Consider the following 11,941-nt stretch of genomic DNA (forward strand, 5'->3'; position numbering starts at 1 on the left):
CTAACCGGCCAGCCGGGCGATGCGGCGCACGGCGTTCTCGACGGCGTACTCGGCCTGGCCGCCCTGTCCCTTGACCTCCGCGTCGAGCTCGGCCATGAGGATCACGGCGCGCGAGACGGCCTCGCCGGACCAGCGGCGGGCCACGGGCAGCGTCTTCTTGATCACGAAGGGGTGGGCGCCGATCTCGCGGGCCAGGGCGTTCTGGTCGGCCCGGCCCCGCGTGGAGTAGAGGCGGGCGATCATGCCGACCTTGTTGCTCAGCGCCGAGGCGATGGGCACCGGGCTCGTGCCGAGCTGGAGGGCCCGGCGCACGGCGGCCACGGCGCGGGAGGTCTGGCCGGAGACGGCCCAGTCGGCGATGTCGAAGTTGGAGACCTCGGCGACGCCGGCGTAGTAGGCGCGGACCACGGCGGTGGTCACGGGCCCGTCGGCGTCCTCGACGAGCTGCTCGACCGCGATGGCGAGCTCCCGCGGGTCCGAGCCGACCCCCTCGAGGACCGCGCGCACCACGTCGGGGGCGACCTGGGCGCCGCGCTCGCGGAACTCGCGGGTGACCCAGCCCTGCAGGTCGCGCTGCCGGATCTCCTCGGCGGGCCAGACGTGCGCGATCTTGGCGAGCTTCTCGGCCATCTTCTTCGTGCGGCCCTTGCCGGTGTGCTCGACGACGAGGTAGATGCCGGGGCCGGGGTCGACGGCGGCCTTGAGGATCTGCTCGGCGGCCTCGTTTCCGGCCTTGTCGGCGTCGTGGAGGACCACGATGCGGTCGTCGCCGAAGAGCGACGGGGAGAGGACCTCGAGCAGTTCGGCGGCGGTGATGTCCCCCGCGCGCATGTCGGTGACGGTGATCCCCTCCCGGCCGGCGCGGATCTGGTCGACGATCGCCGCCCGGGCGCGTTCCGCCAGGAACGTCTCCGGCCCCAGGATCAGGTGCACCTGCTCGTCCATGGCCACCATCGTGCCACACGGCCCCGCGCGGCCCGACCGCAGGCGGATCACGGGCGGGTTCCGGCTGGATCACCGTTGACTCCGGCTGGATGACCGTTGACTCCGGGTGGATCACCGTTTAATTGCTTGAACCAAATCTCGGTGTTACCCTGCACACGCCTCAGGCTGCCCCGGGGGCATGCCGCGCCGTGGCACGGCCTCGGACCGTGCAGGCCGCCGTCCGCCATGTGATTGGAGTAGCCCGTGAACCGCGCCCAAGTCGTGTCGTCGCTTCGGCACCTGCTCAAGATCGTGCAGCAGCTCGACCTGACCGACCAGAAGATGGCGGAGATCGAGCAGGAACGGACGAAGCTGCGGTACCGCCCCATCCGTAAGAGGCTGTCCCGCAGGGCCTGGCTCCTCATCCCGCTCGTGCTGGGTATCTGCTCCGCGGTGTTCAACTGGCGCAGCCCCTCGGCGGTGATCTCCCGACTGCTCTTCGGCGAGACCGCCATCGACGAGATGACCTTCGGCTGGCTGGCCTATCTGGCGTTCGACTACGTCCTGGTGCTCGCACTCCTCTACGTCGGCGTGTTCCTCCTCGATCTCGTGCTCGCCCGGGTGAACAACGCCGCCAACCGGGGAAAGTTCCGGAAGAAGACGGAGGAGCTCCACCACGTCGCGGGCGTCCAGGGGGCGCTCAGGAACAAGCTCCGCACGGACTACCTGAAACTCGGCGGCGAGAACTTCTACCCGGACGACTACATGGCGGCCTCCATGCTCACCATCGTCATCCGGAACATCGAGTCGATGCGTGCCGACTCCGTCGGCGCCGCGATCAGGTTGATGCACCAGGACGAGCAGTCCCAGCAGATGCTGGCGGCGCTGAAGCGGACCGAGCGCCAGCAGCAGCAGATCATGCGGAACCAGCGGGCCGCCGAGCGGGCCCGCAACTTCGACAACTTCATGCTCGAGCAGTCCTTCTGGGACTCGCGGCGCTGACGGCCCGGCGGCGCCGGGTCAGGAGCGCGAAGACGACCCACCCGTAGCAAACCACCACCCACAGGGGGCCGGCGGCCACGGTGGCCAGGGGCAGCTCGGCCAGTGCGACGGCGACGCGGTGAATCCACCAGGTGCACGGTTCCAGCAGGAGGAGGGGGACGGCCTCGAGGCCACCGGGCAGGACGGCGAGTCCCGCGGCGATAAGCCCGAGGACGGTCACGGGGGCCACGGCGGGTGCGACGAGCACGTTGGCGGCCACGGAGACCAGCGAGACCCGGCCGGCCATGCCCGCGATCAGGGGCATGGTCACCACGTCGGCGGCCAGGGCCACGCACGCGGCACGGGCGAGGGCGTCGGGGAGCCAGGGGCGCGCCAGCGCCCGGTAGAGCGCCGGGAAGACGGCGACGATGCCCGCGGTGGCGGCCGCCGAGAGCGCGAAGCCCCACTGCGCGGCCAGCCCGGGGTCGACGAGCAGCAGCACGAGGACGGCCAGGCAGAGCCCGTGGGCGGGCTCCAGGCGCGCGGAGCCGATCACGGCGAGCAGGCCCACCGAGCCGGTCACCGCGGCGCGCAGGACGGACGGTTCGGTGCCGACGAGGGCGACGAAGACGACGAGCGCGGCGAAGGCGGCGCCGACCTGCACGCGCGGGCCCAGACCGAGCAGCCGCACGATGAGGAAGGCCGCGGCGGTCACGACGGTGACGTTGGCCCCGGAGACCGCGGTGAGGTGCGTCAGGCCGGTGTCGATGTAGGCCTGCTCCTCGGCCGGGGCCATCAGCGAGGTGTCGCCGAGGACCATGCCGGGCACCAGCCCGCGCGAGGACTCCCCCACGTGGTCCTCAGCGGCCTGTCGCAGCGCCGCGCGGACCCCGGCGACCCAGCCGGCGTGGCCGGTGGGCTCGCCGGTCTCGAGGGAGCCTGCGGTGCCGGTGTAGCCGGCCAGGCCGGGCGACTCGTCGGCCCGCCAGCGCACGTCCGCGGTGACCGGGGTGCCCGCGGGCAGGTGGGGAAGCTCCTCGTCGCGCAGGAAGACCGGCAGCGGGGCGGGGCGGTCGGGCACCTGCACGCGCAGCAGCCAGAGCCCGGGGTCGAGCCGGCGGGCCGGGGCGGCCAGGGTGCCGGTGATCTCGGCCGACGGGCGCACCGCGACGCGCGCCGCGCTCACGGCGGTGACCACGGTCTGGGCGGCGCCGGCCGCGGCCATGAGAATCGCCTGCCCCGGCGCGCGCAGGTACCACGCGGCACCGGCGGCCAGGGCGGTCACAAGGAGCGCGGGCCACCAGGTGCCCAGGAGGATGACGAGGGCGACCGCCCAGGCCAGGAGGGCCGCCGGGGCCAGGCGCAGCTCGCTCACAGCGTGACCTGGTCGCGCAGCGCCTCGAGCTTGGCCGGGCCGATGCCGCGGACCTCGGTGAGCTGGTCGATAGAGGTGAATCCGCCGATGGACTCGCGGTGCTCGACGATGGCGGCGGCGGTGACCTCGCCGATGCCCTGGAGGGTGGTCAGCTCGGCGGCGTCGGCGGAGTTGAGCGAGACGGCACCTCCGCCACCTGAGCCGCCGCCACCGGGCGCGGGCGCGGGCGCCGGCGCCGGTTCCGGGACCGGCTCGCCCGGGGCGGGGACGACGAGCTGCTCGCCGTCGGTGAGGCGCTGCGCGAGGTTCACCGCGCGCGGGTCGACCCCCTCGAGCGCGCCGGCGGCCTCGAGGGCGTCGGCCGCACGTGAACCCGGCGGCAGGGTGACGAGTCCCGGGTGGGCGACGTGGCCGACGACGGAGACCACCAGGTCACCGCTCCCCTCGCTCCCGGCGTCGCCGGGAGCGGCCGTGGCGGAGAGGGGTGGGACGGGCACACCGGAGGCGGGCGCGGCGTCGGAAATCTCTTTCTCGGGGCCGGAGGAGACGATCAACCAGACGACGACGGCTACGGCGAGGACGGCGGCGACGAGTGCGCCCTGGCGGGCGGTGACGCGCAGGCGCGGCGCCGGGTAGGCGACGCGCATCAGGTCTTCCTCGCCGGTGGGCCGGGCCAGCTCGCCGAGGAGGTCTGCGACGGACTTCATGGCCGTGACGCTAGGCGGCCGGACGGTCACGCGGCGTGCGGGAGAAGGGCGGTTGTGGATGGTTCGGGGCCATCCACAGGCTCACAGGCCGAGGTCGAGATCCCTCAGGTGGTTGGAGTAGACGACGCTGACGCCCAGCGAGCCGGGGCCGGCGTGCACGGCGAGGACGTCGCTGAGCTCGACCATCATCACCGTGGAGCCCTCGGGGAGGACCTCCTCGAGCATCTCGGAGAGGCGACGGCCGGACTCGCGGGCCTCGTTCTCCTGGATGGCGACGAAGACGGGCTCGCCCTCGGCGCCCTCGAGGACGAGCTCGACGAGCCGGCTGAAGGCCTTGGTCTGGGTGCGCGTCTTGGCGGCCAGCTCGATCTTGCCGTCCTCGATGCGCATGATCGGCTTGCTGGCCAGCGCCGTGGAGAGCACCGCCGTGGCCGTCGAGATGCGGCCCGAGCGGCGCAGCTCGTCGAGGCGGTGCAGGTAGACCCACGTCGCCGAGCGCTCGAGGATGTCGACGGCCAGCGCGTAGCACTCGTCGAGACCCGCGCCGTCCTGGGCCAGGCGGGCGGCGGCCATCGCCGCCGCACCGACGGCCATGCCGACCGCGCCGGTGTCGACCACGCGCACCGCGTCGTCGAAGATGGCCGCGGCGGCCACCGCCGAGGACCACGTGGAGCTGAGCTCCTTGGACAGGTGCAGGGCCACCACGCCGTCGTCGCCGCCGCGCTCGAGCTGGCGGGCGTAGGCCGCGCACAGCTCCAGCGAGGACAGCCCGGCCGTGGAGGCACCCTCGTCGGTGCTCATCACGTGCAGGTCGATGACGGTGATGCCGAGCTCCTCGGCCACGCCCGGGGGCAGTCCGGCCGAGGAGTCGGTGACGATGCGCACGCTCACCGGGCGCTCCCCTCCCCCATGTCGGCGTTGCCCTCGACCGCGCCGGTGGAGCCCAGGTTCCAGCCGTCGAGGTACCACTGGGCGTCCCCGACGGTCTCCGGGGTGAAGGCGGCGCCGGCGGCGGGCGCCTCCGGGCGGTAGCGCGGACGGGCGGTCAGCTGCACCCAGCAGCCGTTGCCCAGGCCCGAGAGCAGCGGGTACTGGTCCACCGCGAAGCCCAGCAGGTCGGAGGTCAGCGCGGAGATCGCGCCGCCGTGGGCGACGACGAGCAACGCGGCGTCCTCCCACTCCGGCCAGGCGGCCATCTCCTCGTCGATGACGGGGCGGGCGCGGCGGGCGACGTCGAGGCGGGACTCGCCGCCGGGCGGGGCCCAGGAGGCGTCGTGGCGCCAGTGGGCGCGCGCACCCGGCAGCTCGGCGTCGACCTCGGCGCCGGTGCGGCCCTGCCACTCGCCCAGGTGGGTCTCGCGCAGGCGGGCGTCGCGGCGCACCTCGAGGCCGAGGACCTCGCCGATCGCCTCGGCGGTGGTGGCCGCGCGCTCCAGGTCGGAGGAGAGGATCCTCCTGATGCCCGCGCCGCGGAGCAGCCCGGCGGCCCGGCGCGCCTGTGCGCGGCCGGTCTCGGAGAGCTCGGTGTCGATGTGGCCCTGCATCCGCCGGGTCGCGTTGTAGGTGGTCTGCCCGTGGCGGACCATGATCAGTCGCCTGCCCATGGAAGGCTTCCGGCTAGAAGCCCACGCCGGGGGCCTCGGCGGCCAGCGGCAGGTCCTCGACGGACTCGGCGTCCTTCGGGTCGACCTCGTCGGCCCAGCGGCCGGGGCGCTCGGGCGGCTCGAGGCCCTCGACCTCGATGAGCGGGCAGTCGCGGTACAGGCGGTCCAGGCCGTAGAACTCACGCTCCGCGGTGCGCTGGACGTGCACGACGACTCCGCCGTAGTCGAGGAGGACCCAGAGATACTCGCGGTTTCCCTCGCGGCGCAGCGGCTCGGCGCCGGCCTCGGACATCGCGTCCTCGACGGCGTCGACGATCGCGCGCACCTGCGGCTCGCTGCCGGCGGAGGCGATCACGAAGGCGTCGCTGATTGCCAGGACGTCGGAGACGTCGATGACGGCGGTGTTCTCAGCCTGCTTGTCGTCGGCGGCCAGGGCCGCCACGGACGCGAGGCGACGGGATTCCTCGGAGACAGTCACTCAGTTCCTCTTGTCTAGGGATAGGGTTGTTCACCCCGATCTTTGCACGTCGTCACTGACGCCGCGAATGCGGGCTGGTCAGACGGTCCTCGCCGGCGGTCGAATAGAGCCGGCGCTTGGCGATGTACTGCACCACCCCGTCCGGCACCAGGTACCAGACCGGGGCGCCGGCGGCGGCGCGCTCGCGGCAGTCGGTCGAGGAGATCGCCAGGGCCGGCACGTCCACCAGGGAGACGTGCTCGCGGTGCACCTCGGGCACGACGGCCTCGTCGAGCTCGTAGCCGGGTCGGGTGACCCCGATGAAGTGGGCGAGGTCGAGCATGCTCTCCCAGTCGTGCCAGGTGACGATCGAGCGCATGGCGTCGGCGCCGGTGATGAAGAAGAGCTCGGCGTCCGGGAACTGCGCGCGCAGGTCCGTCAGGGTGTCCACGGTGTAGGTGGGCCCGCCGCGGTCGATGTCGACGCGGCTGACGGAGAACCGCGGGTTCGAGGCGGTGGCGATGACCGTCATCAGGTAGCGGTCCTCGGCGTCAGAGACCTTCTTGTCCGCCTTCTGCCACGGGTTGCCCGTGGGCACGAAGATGACCTTGTCCAGCGCGAAGCGGTGGGCGACCTCGCTGGCGGCGACGAGGTGACCGTGGTGGATCGGGTCGAAGGTGCCGCCCATGATGCCGACACGCTGGCGCGGTGCGCCGTTCGGGCTAGTCATGGGACGGAACTATACGTCTCCGTCCACCATGCGTGCCAGGGCGTCGGCGACCTCGGCCTCGCGCGGGGCGTGCTCCGGGCGGCCCGTGAAGTAGGTGTCGTGCGGGCCGCCGCCGTCGCCCAGGGCGAGCGCGGCGGCCTCCGGGGAGAAGTCGCAGCTGAAGTCCTTGGGCAGGCAGTACTCCACGCGCTCGACCTCGCCGGCGGGCACGCGCGGGATGCCCATGAGCTCCGGCAGGCCGGGCAGCGCGCCGTGGGGCGCGTGCGGGTCGCCGAGGTAGATCACCCCGCGCAGCCGGCCCTGCGCGTGCAGCCGGGTCTCCAGGCCGGTGAGCACCGTCGCGCCCTGCGAGTAGCCGAGCAGCACGTAGTCGGGCCGGCAGCCGGTCTCGGCCTCGTGGCGCTCGAGGTGGCCGGGCAGCGCCTCGATCGTCGCGCGCGGGTCGGAGGCGTGGACCTGGCCGAGCTCCGGGATGACCTCGAGGGCGCGCCGTGCCGTGTCGGCGGGGCTGAGCCGCTCGCCTTCCTCGGCGAGCTGCGGCAGGCCGAGGGTGCCCGGGTAGACCTCGCGGTCGAGCGCGATGAGCTCGGCGCGCGCGTTGAGGCCCGGGTGGCGGGCCTCGGCGAGGTCGAGGAGCCCGCGCAGAGTCTTGCCCTCGTCCCCGAAGCCGGGGTCGTCCTGGTCCGTGCCTCGGGCGGCGATGACGGCGACGTCCCGGCAGGTCTCCGGGGCGGGCACGGCGGCGTCGGCCACGGGAGCGACGGTCCCGGCGAGGACCAGCGCGCCGGCGGCGAGGGCGGCTCTTCTGGCGGTGGCGGCGAGGCTCATGAGATCAGGGCCGGGTCTGGCCGTCCCCCTCGAGGATCCACTTGGTGCTGGTCAACTCCGGCAGGGCCATCGGCCCGCGGGCGTGCAGCTTCTGGGTGGAGATGCCGATCTCGGCGCCCATGTCGTACTGCTCGCCGTCGGTGAAGGCCGTCGAGGCGTTGACCATGACGGCCGCGGCGTCGACCTCGGCGGTGAAGCGCTCGCAGACCCGGCGCGACTCGGCGCAGACGGCCTCGGTGTGCCCGGTGGTCCAGCGCGCGATGTGCGCGATGGCCCCGTCCACGCCGTCGACGACGGCGCAAGCGATGTCCATCGACAGGTACTCCTCGCCCCAGTCGTGCTCGTCGGCGGCGACGACGTCGCGGGCGCCGAAGGCGGCCAGCTCGTCGACGTCGCCGTGCACGGTGACCCCCGCCTCCTGGAGGGCGCGCACCACGGCGAGCCGCGCGGCGTCGTCAAGCGCGGAGTCGAGCAGGACGGTCTCGGTGGCGTTGCACACCGACGGCCGGCGCGTCTTGCCGTTGAGGACGATCGCGATGGCCTGCTCGAGGTCGGCCGAGGCGTCGATGTAGACGTGGCAGTTGCCGGTGCCGGTCTCGATGGCGGGCACCGTGGCACCCAGGACGACGGTCTCGATGAGCTTCGCGCCGCCGCGCGGGATGACGACGTCGACGAGCCCGCGGGCGGTGATCAGGTCGCGCACGGAACCGTGGGACTCGCACGGCAGCAGGTGGACGGCCTCGCGCGGCAGGCCGGAGGCCTCGAGGGCGTCGCGCAGCACCGCGACCAGGGCCTCGTTGGAGCGCCGGGCCGAGCGCGAGCCGCGCAGGAGCGCGACGTTGCCGGCCTTGAGGGCGAGCCCGAAGGCGTCGACGGTGACGTTGGGGCGGGCCTCGTAGACCATGCCCATCACGCCGAGCGGGACGCGCACGCGGCGCATGCGGATGCCGTTGCCCATCACGTGGCCGCCGAGGACCTCGCCGACGGGGTCGGTCAGCGCGGCGACCTGGCGCAGGCCGGCGGCCATGCCGGCCACGCGCGCGGCGTCGAGGCTCAGGCGGTCGATGAGCGACCCGCTCATCCCGGCGGCGCGACCGGCCTCGACGTCGGCGCCGTTGGCGGCGAGCACCTCGTCGGTGCGCGCCTCGAGCGCGTCGGCGGCGGCGTGCAGCGCGGCGTTCTTCCGGTCGCTGCTCAGCCGGGCGATCGCGGGGGCGACGGCGCGCGCGGCGCGGGCGGCGGCGAGCACCTCCCCGCGTTCGCGGCGGCGCTCGGGGGTCTCGTCGTGGGTCTCGTCGGCGGTCATGGCCCACGAGTGTAGTGCGCCCGGCGGGCCCGGGGGTCAGTACTGGGCGGCGACGTCGACCTCGGTGGGCATGCGCTCGCCGGCCTCGAAGGCGGCGATGTTCTCGAGGGTGCGCGGGCCGGTGACCCGGTGCATGTTGGGCAGCGTGTTCGCGCTGTGCGGGGTGATCAACACGTTGTCCATCGCCCACAGCGGGTGGTCCTCGGGCAGCGGCTCCGGGTCGGTGACGTCCAGGCCCGCCCCGCCCAGGTGGCCGGAGGCGAGGGCCGCGACCAGCGCGTCGGTGTCGACGGTGCCGCCGCGGCCGGTGTTGACCACGATGCAGCCGGCCTTCAGCGCGGCGAGCAGGTCGGCGTCGACGACGCCGCGGGTGGCGTCCGTCAGCGGCAGCAGGTTGACCAGCACGTCGACGCGGCCCCAGGCCCCGGCGGCGTCGGCGAGCGCCACCGTCTCGTGGGCGCCGGGCACGTCGCGCCCGGAGGTGTTGACCGCGATGACGTGGACGTGGAAGGGCGCGAGCATCTCGATGAGGCGCTCGCCGATGCCACCGGCGCCGAGGATGACCACGGTCATCTCGTGGAAGAGGTAGCGGGAGCGGGCCTGGATGGTCGGCACGACGTCGAAGGAGCCGGCCCGGGTGGCCAGCTTGTGCTCGTGCAGGACGCCGAGCAGCAGGCCCAGGGTCGACTCGGCGACGCTGTCGGCGTACCAGCCGGCCGCGTTCGCCCAGCGCACCTTCGGGTCGAGCTGGCCGTTGCGGACCAGCGCGTCGAGGCCCGCGAAGGCGGTCTGGACGAACCTGATGTTGTCGGGCAGCTCCGGGAAGGCGTCCCAGTAGCCGGTGTAGAGCAGGAAGTCGGCCTTCTCGAGGTCCTCGACGCGCTCGTGACCGGCGGCGGCGAGGTCGGCCTCGGTCTCCTCCCAGGGCTCGGGCAGCATGACGTATCTCATGGCTCTCAGTATCCCGCCTCGACGTCGACCTCGGTCGGCATGGTCTCCCCGTTCGCGAAGGCGGCGGCGTTGGCCACGATCTGCGGGCCGATCAGGTGGCGCGCCACGCGGTCGGTGGCGGCGATGTGCGGGGAGATGGTGCAGTTGGGCAGCGGCCACAGCGGGTGGCCGTCGGGCAGCGGCTCCGGGTCGGTGACCTCGAGGCCGGCGCCGGCGATCTCGCCGTCGCGCAGGGCGGCCACCAGGGCGTCGGTGTCCACCAGCGGGCCGCGGCCGACGTTGACCAGCACGGCGGAGTCCTTCATGCGGCGCAGCACCGAGGCGTCGACGAGGCCGCGGGTGGACTCCGTCAGCGGGGCGGAGAGCACCACGGCGTCGGCACACGACCAGAACTCCGCGTCGGCGTAGGCCTCGGCGGCGGCGAGCGTCTCGTCGGCGCCGGGCACGTCGCGCCCGGAGTTGTTGACGGCGATGACGCGGCAGCCGAAGGGCTCGAGCATCCCGATCAGCGCCCGGGCGATGCCGCCGGCGCCGACGAGCGCGACGGTGGGCCCGCGGAAGAGCCAGCCCTGGGCGGCGTCGAGGTCCAGGCGCGCGTCGAAGGAGGCGGCCAGCGCCGCGGCCTTGTGCTGGTGCAGCTGGGAGAGCAGCAGCGCCAGGGCGGTCTCGGCGACGGGGCGGGCGTAGACGCCGCCGGCGTTGGCCCAGCGCACCGAGCCGTCGATGACGCCGGCGTCGATGAGCTCCTCGACCCCGGCGAAGACGTACTGGACGAAGCCGACCGAGTCGGGCAGGCGCGGGAAGCCCTCCGCACCTCCGGACCAGACGAGGAAATCGGCCTCGTCGAGGTCGCGGGTGTACCCGTGGCCGGCGGCCTCGAGTTCGGCGACGGGTTCGGGCCAGGCGTCGGGCAGCATGGTGAACTTCATGCCGCCCAGACTAACTAGAGCCGGGAGGCGAAGTTGGACAGGTAGTCGGCGTGCACGACGGGCCGGCGGCGGGCGGGCGGCAGCTCGCCGCTGTGCAGGCCGAGCATGCCGCGCAGCACGGGGGCGTCGTAGTTGACCTCGCCGCGGCCGACGACCTGCCCGTCGGGGCCGAGGATGTCGACGATGTCGCCGCGGGAGAACTCGCCCTCGGCCGCCGTGATGCCCACCGGCAGCAGCGAGGTGCCCCCGGCGGTCACGGCGTCGACCGCGCCGCGGTCGAGCACGAGGGTGCCCTCGGCGTCCGCGGCGTAGAGGGCCCAGAACTTCCAGGCCGACAGCGCGCGCTCGGGGCGCGGGTGGAAGACGGTGCCCACGTCCGCCGCCCCCAGGGCGTCCGCGATGTTTCCCGCCGAGGTCAGCAGCACCGGCACGCCGCCGCGGGTGGCCAGGCGCGCGGCGGAGACCTTGGAGGCCATCCCGCCGGTGCCCACCGCTCCCCCGGCGCCGGCCACGACGCCGTTGAGGTCGTGGCCGGTGCGCACCTCGGGCACGAAGCGCGCGCCCGGGTCGGCCGGGTTGCGGTCGTAGAGGCCGTCGACGTCGCTGAGCAGGATCAGCGCGTCGGCCTTGGTGAGATTGGCGACGATCGCGGCCAGCCGGTCGTTGTCGCCGAAGCGGAACTCGCTGGTGGCCACCGTGTCATTTTCATTGATGACGGGCACCGTGCCGAGCCGGCGCAGCCGGCCCAGCGTGCGCTGGGCGTTGCGGGCGCGGTCGCGCCGCCCGGCGTCGCCGGAGGTGAGCAGCACCTGCGCGGCGGTCACACCGTAGCGGGCGAAGCTGGCGGACCAGGCGTTGACCAGGTGGACCTGGCCGACGGCGGCGACGGCCTGTTTGGTGGCCAGGTCGGTCGGGCGGGCGGGGAGGTGCAGCGGCCCCATGCCGGCGGCCACCGCGCCCGAGGAGACGACGGTGACGTCACCGCCGCGGGCCATGCGCCCGTGCAGGGCGTCGACGAAGTGGTCGATGCGGGCGGTGTCGACGAGGTGGTCGGGGCCGGTCAGCGAGGACGAGCCGAACTTGACCACCACGTGGCGCGCGGCAGCGATCCGGGCGCGCACATCCGACGTTTCACTCATGGGTGAACAT

General features: G+C 73.7%; 13 protein-coding genes. 1 reads left to right on the top strand and 12 read right to left on the bottom strand.

The window, feature by feature from the left end; genetic code table 11:
* Complete coding sequence (gene holA / locus CFRA_RS08825) at window positions 1-954, bottom strand: DNA polymerase III subunit delta (protein WP_415684291.1); 954 nt, start codon at window positions 952-954, stop codon at window positions 1-3.
* A 234-nt stretch (window positions 955-1,188) separates the two neighbouring features.
* On the opposite strand from holA, the gene CFRA_RS08830 reads away from it, so the two are divergent.
* The gene (locus CFRA_RS08830) at window positions 1,189-1,926 is read left to right on the top strand and encodes a hypothetical protein (protein ID WP_075664348.1); all 738 of its coding nucleotides are present in this window, start codon (window positions 1,189-1,191) and stop codon (window positions 1,924-1,926) included.
* On the opposite strand, the gene CFRA_RS08835 is transcribed toward CFRA_RS08830, so the two are convergent.
* The 11 genes from CFRA_RS08835 to proB all read right to left on the bottom strand — a co-directional run bounded on the left by CFRA_RS08835 (window position 1,889) and on the right by proB (window position 11,931).
* On the bottom strand, window positions 1,889-3,280 hold the full coding sequence (locus CFRA_RS08835) for a ComEC/Rec2 family competence protein (RefSeq protein ID WP_075664349.1): 1,392 nt from the start codon (window positions 3,278-3,280) through the stop codon (window positions 1,889-1,891). The genes CFRA_RS08830 and CFRA_RS08835 overlap by 38 nt on opposite strands.
* Complete coding sequence (locus CFRA_RS08840) at window positions 3,277-3,987, bottom strand: ComEA family DNA-binding protein (protein WP_075664350.1); 711 nt, start codon at window positions 3,985-3,987, stop codon at window positions 3,277-3,279. Before CFRA_RS08840 ends, CFRA_RS08835 begins: the two co-directional genes overlap by 4 nt.
* A gap of 81 nt (window positions 3,988-4,068) precedes the next feature.
* Window positions 4,069-4,878, bottom strand: coding sequence for a DegV family protein (locus tag CFRA_RS08845; protein ID WP_075664351.1), 810 nt, complete (start codon window positions 4,876-4,878; stop codon window positions 4,069-4,071).
* On the bottom strand, window positions 4,875-5,591 hold the full coding sequence (locus CFRA_RS08850) for a histidine phosphatase family protein (protein ID WP_075664352.1): 717 nt from the start codon (window positions 5,589-5,591) through the stop codon (window positions 4,875-4,877). The genes CFRA_RS08845 and CFRA_RS08850 overlap by 4 nt, the downstream gene beginning before the upstream one ends.
* 13 nt (window positions 5,592-5,604) lie before the next feature.
* Complete coding sequence (gene rsfS / locus CFRA_RS08855; protein ID WP_075664353.1) at window positions 5,605-6,069, bottom strand: ribosome silencing factor; 465 nt, start codon at window positions 6,067-6,069, stop codon at window positions 5,605-5,607.
* 52 nt (window positions 6,070-6,121) lie between these two features.
* A complete protein-coding gene (gene nadD / locus CFRA_RS08860) occupies window positions 6,122-6,778 on the bottom strand; it encodes a nicotinate-nucleotide adenylyltransferase (protein ID WP_075664354.1) in 657 nt (218 codons plus the stop codon).
* 9 nt (window positions 6,779-6,787) lie between these two features.
* The gene (locus CFRA_RS08865) at window positions 6,788-7,606 is read right to left on the bottom strand and encodes an alpha/beta hydrolase family protein (protein ID WP_075664355.1); all 819 of its coding nucleotides are present in this window, start codon (window positions 7,604-7,606) and stop codon (window positions 6,788-6,790) included.
* Window positions 7,607-7,610: 4 nt separating this feature from the next.
* The gene (locus CFRA_RS08870; RefSeq protein ID WP_075664356.1) at window positions 7,611-8,912 is read right to left on the bottom strand and encodes a glutamate-5-semialdehyde dehydrogenase; all 1,302 of its coding nucleotides are present in this window, start codon (window positions 8,910-8,912) and stop codon (window positions 7,611-7,613) included.
* A 36-nt stretch (window positions 8,913-8,948) separates the two neighbouring features.
* The gene (locus CFRA_RS08875; protein ID WP_075664357.1) at window positions 8,949-9,863 is read right to left on the bottom strand and encodes a D-isomer specific 2-hydroxyacid dehydrogenase family protein; all 915 of its coding nucleotides are present in this window, start codon (window positions 9,861-9,863) and stop codon (window positions 8,949-8,951) included.
* Window positions 9,864-9,868: 5 nt separating this feature from the next.
* Entirely contained in the window at window positions 9,869-10,792 is a 924-nt protein-coding gene (locus tag CFRA_RS08880; RefSeq protein ID WP_075664358.1) for a D-isomer specific 2-hydroxyacid dehydrogenase family protein, read from the bottom strand.
* Window positions 10,793-10,806: 14 nt separating this feature from the next.
* Window positions 10,807-11,931: a glutamate 5-kinase gene (gene proB, locus CFRA_RS08885; protein WP_075664359.1), complete on the bottom strand. Its 1,125-nt coding sequence runs from the start codon at window positions 11,929-11,931 to the stop codon at window positions 10,807-10,809.
* Between the last annotated feature and the right edge of the window lie 10 nt (window positions 11,932-11,941).

The sequence above is a fragment of the Corynebacterium frankenforstense DSM 45800 genome, from assembly GCF_001941485.1.
Lineage (GTDB): Bacteria > Actinomycetota > Actinomycetes > Mycobacteriales > Mycobacteriaceae > Corynebacterium > Corynebacterium frankenforstense.

Bases quoted from the DNA above. Each gene is read 5' to 3' on its own strand.
- holA (WP_415684291.1), bottom strand. From the start codon at position 954: ATGGTGGCCATGGACGAGCAGGTGCACCTGATCCTGGGGCCGGAGACG.
- CFRA_RS08840 (WP_075664350.1), bottom strand. From the start codon at position 3,987: ATGAAGTCCGTCGCAGACCTCCTCGGCGAGCTGGCCCGGCCCACCGGC.
- CFRA_RS08850 (WP_075664352.1), bottom strand. From the start codon at position 5,591: ATGGGCAGGCGACTGATCATGGTCCGCCACGGGCAGACCACCTACAAC.
- nadD (WP_075664354.1), bottom strand. From the start codon at position 6,778: ATGACTAGCCCGAACGGCGCACCGCGCCAGCGTGTCGGCATCATGGGC.
- CFRA_RS08865 (WP_075664355.1), bottom strand. From the start codon at position 7,606: ATGAGCCTCGCCGCCACCGCCAGAAGAGCCGCCCTCGCCGCCGGCGCG.
- CFRA_RS08870 (WP_075664356.1), bottom strand. From the start codon at position 8,912: ATGACCGCCGACGAGACCCACGACGAGACCCCCGAGCGCCGCCGCGAA.
- CFRA_RS08875 (WP_075664357.1), bottom strand. From the start codon at position 9,863: ATGAGATACGTCATGCTGCCCGAGCCCTGGGAGGAGACCGAGGCCGAC.
- CFRA_RS08880 (WP_075664358.1), bottom strand. From the start codon at position 10,792: ATGAAGTTCACCATGCTGCCCGACGCCTGGCCCGAACCCGTCGCCGAA.
- proB (WP_075664359.1), bottom strand. From the start codon at position 11,931: ATGAGTGAAACGTCGGATGTGCGCGCCCGGATCGCTGCCGCGCGCCAC.